We start from the raw sequence: 3244 nt of genomic DNA, 5'->3' as shown, positions 1-3244 counted from the left end.
GGGGTAGGGCGACTGGCTCATCTCGACCCTATGTCTTGAGAAACAAGTTTGCCTGTGTGTGAAATTATTTTAGCAGCAAGAATAGGCGGCAAGGCCGGATTTGGCAAGTTGAAGGGGCACGTACAAACGCTACTCAACTTCCTCGGAATGCCCGATGTCGACACCGTATTCGGCCGACGCGTCCAGCATCGTGTGCCACAGGCTTTCCGCGAAGGTTGCAAACACCAGAAGGTTGAACACCGCCTGCCCATCCGGCCGGTCATTGCCGCGCCACAGATTGACGCTGGTATGGTCGATCGATGTCGCGGCGGCAGTGCCGATCGGAAAGGCCGCCGGGTGCAGGTCGATCGACGACAACTTCGCCAGCATAGTGCGCGCCTTGGCTCCCGAGACGCTGATCAGGACGCGCGCATGCGACTGGTCGGACAGCGAGGCGGATTGCGTAAACGCCTGGCTCAACGTATCGATCGCGTGCTTGCGGCCCTTCGACAGGACGAGGAACTGATCCGGTCCCGACCAGATGAGCGTCGCGTCCGAAGCGCTGACCGCCTTCGGCACATCCGGAGCCGCCATGCCGACGCGGGCTTCCGCGGCGCTGGCCAGTTCCGCCCCTTTGCCGCGCCGCGCCATCACCTGAACCAAATCAAAATTGCGGATCTCGGTGAGCGAAATGCCCGGTTTGGCGTCGCGCGCGCCATACGCTCCCACGGCAAGCGCGTGCTCCAGCGGACTGCGGGGAACCCAAGAAAACTCAGCCACGCTGGCGCCCTCCATCCGGATCGTAGAAGACGGGATTGCACAGTTCGACATCATAGTCTTCGCCGCGCAGCGGGTCATGCGCATGGACGATTTCGCCGATCCGCTCGCGCCCGCGCTCGACAAGCGCCAGCCCGATCCACTGGTCGAGCGTCGGCGAGAAGCAGACCGATGTGACATAGCCCTGGTCGTTGGCGGAACCCGGTATCTCGCCCTTCGGAATGATATGAGCGCCGGAGCGCAGGCGGCGCGCTCTGTCCGTCGGCTTGATGCCGACCACGACCTGCCGGTCGGGGGCGACCAGTGCCTCGCGTCCGGCCATGACGCGGCCTATGAAATCCTTCTTGGTCGACATCATCTTGCCGAGCCCGAGATCGGCCGCTGTCGTCGTGCCGTTCAGCTCCGGTCCGGCGACATGGCCCTTTTCGATGCGCATGACGCCGAGCGCCTCGGTGCCGTAAGGCGTCACGCCGAATTGTTTGCCGGCTATCATCAGGTTGCGCACCAGTGCGTCGCCGTAGCGGGCCGGAACGGAGATCTCGAACGCCATTTCGCCGGAGAATGAGATGCGGAACAACCGAGCCTTGATGCCGCCGCGCAGCGCCACTTCGCGCGCACCCATGAACGGAAAGCCCTCATTCGACAGATCCTCGGCCGGATCGACGATTTCCCTAAGCAGGTCACGCGTCTTCGGCCCAGCGATCGAGAATTGCGCCCACTGGTCGGAGACGGAGGTCAGCTGCACGTCGAGTTCAGGAAACAGCACCTGCCGGCAGAATTCGAGATGCTGCATCACCAGCCCGGCCTTGGCGGTGGTGGTGGTCAGGAAATAATGATCGTCGGCCAGCCGCGACGTGGTGCCGTCGTCATAGACCATGCCGTCCTCGCGCAGCATCAGCCCGTAGCGCGCTTTTCCCACAGCAAGATTGGAGAAGGTGTTGATGTAGACGCGGTCGAGGAAGGCGCCGGCATCCGGGCCGTGCACGTCGATCTTGCCGAGTGTCGAGACGTCGCAGAAGCCGACGCCGGAGCGCACCGCCTTGACCTCGCGGGTCACCGAGTCCAGCCAGTCCTTTTCGCCGGCGCGCGGATACCATTGCGCCCGTTTCCACAAGCCGGTGTCGACAAACGCCGCGCCCTGTTCGGCTGCCCAGTGATGCGACGGCGCCAGCCTTGTCGCATGGAAGTTCTCGTCGCGATGATGGCCGGCGAAGGCGCCGATGGCGACCGGCACATAGGGCGGGCGGTAGATCGTCGTGCCGGTTTCGGGGATGGATCTGCCTGATACCGCCGCCATGATGGCGAGGCCGGCGATGTTCGAGGTTTTGCCCTGGTCGGTGGCCATGCCGAGCGTCGTATAGCGCTTCAGATGCTCGACCGATTCAAAGCCTTCGCGCTGCGCCAGTTCGATGTCCGAAGCGGTGACGTCATGCTGATAGTCGACAAAGGCTTTGCCTTTACCGGCGACATGCCAGAGCGGCGTCAGCGAAAAAGCCTCGTCGTCGGCGACTGGTGGCGTGCCGGCATTGCCGCTACGCCCGGCGCCAGCTGCCGCAGCCGCACCGGCGGCAAATCCCTGGCGCAGACAGGCGCCAAGCCTGAAGGCGCCGTTGGCGGCACCAGCGGCCATCATGCCCGGGGGGGCGCCGTCCGGCACGAAGGCCGATATATCGTCCTGCCATTTCGGCCGCCCGCGATGGTAGGACGTCAACCCGACCGCCGGATTCCAGCCGCCGGAAACGGCAAGCCCGTCGGCTTCGACCTCGGCGCGCGCGCCGCCGGTGAGCAATACCGAGATTTTCCTGACACCATCCTTGCCGCCTTCGACACCAGCGACCGAACCGTTCAACACGGGAAACTCGGCTTTGGCGGCGAGAGCGCGATGCGCAGCGGACACATCAGGACGTGCATCGACGACCGCCGCGATCTGCAATCCGGCGCCAAGTGCCGTCTCGACCGTGCGCCAGCCATCCTCATTGTTGGTGAACAGCGCGATCCTCTTCGCAGGGGTTGCCGCGTAGCGTCCGACATAGGTCCGCATCGCCGAAGCCATCATCACGCCGGGCGTGTCGTTGCCGGCGAAGACAATCGGCCGTTCGATGGCGCCGGCGGCAACGATTGAACGCTTTGCCACGATCCGCCACAGTCGCTGGCGCACCTGATGCTCCGGCGGGGAGGGCAGATGGTCGTTGACCCGTTCGATCGCGCCATAGGTTCCGCCGTCATAGACGCCGAACAGTGTCGTGCGGCTCATGATGCGGACGTCGGGCAGCGCGGCGAGTTCGGCCAACGTGCGGGAGATCCATTCGGCCGCCGGCAGGCCGTCGATCGTGCCGCCGTCGACGAGCAGGCGGCCGCCAAGGGCAAAATCCTCCTCGCACAGGATGACGCGGGCGCCAGATCGGCCGGCGGCGAGCGCTGCCGAAAGCCCGGCCGGACCGGAGCCGGCGATCAGCACGTCGCAATGCGCCCAGGCCTTGTCGTAATG

2 protein-coding genes are annotated in these 3244 nt (G+C 64.8%); both read right to left on the bottom strand.

What is annotated here, in order from left to right; genetic code table 11:
- Window positions 1-129: 129 nt before the first annotated feature.
- Window positions 130-759 (bottom strand): sarcosine oxidase subunit gamma, encoded by a 630-nt coding sequence (locus E5W87_RS01815; protein ID WP_292393411.1) that lies wholly within the window; start codon window positions 757-759, stop codon window positions 130-132.
- A partial coding sequence (locus E5W87_RS01810) for a sarcosine oxidase subunit alpha family protein (protein ID WP_292393409.1) occupies window positions 752-3244 on the bottom strand: 2493 nt, incomplete at its 5' end. The genes E5W87_RS01815 and E5W87_RS01810, both read right to left, overlap by 8 nt.

It is taken from the genome of Mesorhizobium sp. (genome assembly GCF_004962925.1).
GTDB lineage: Bacteria > Pseudomonadota > Alphaproteobacteria > Rhizobiales > Rhizobiaceae > Mesorhizobium.
Note: the sequence above shows the minus strand (reverse complement) of the source record. Positions and strands in the feature narration are given on the sequence as shown.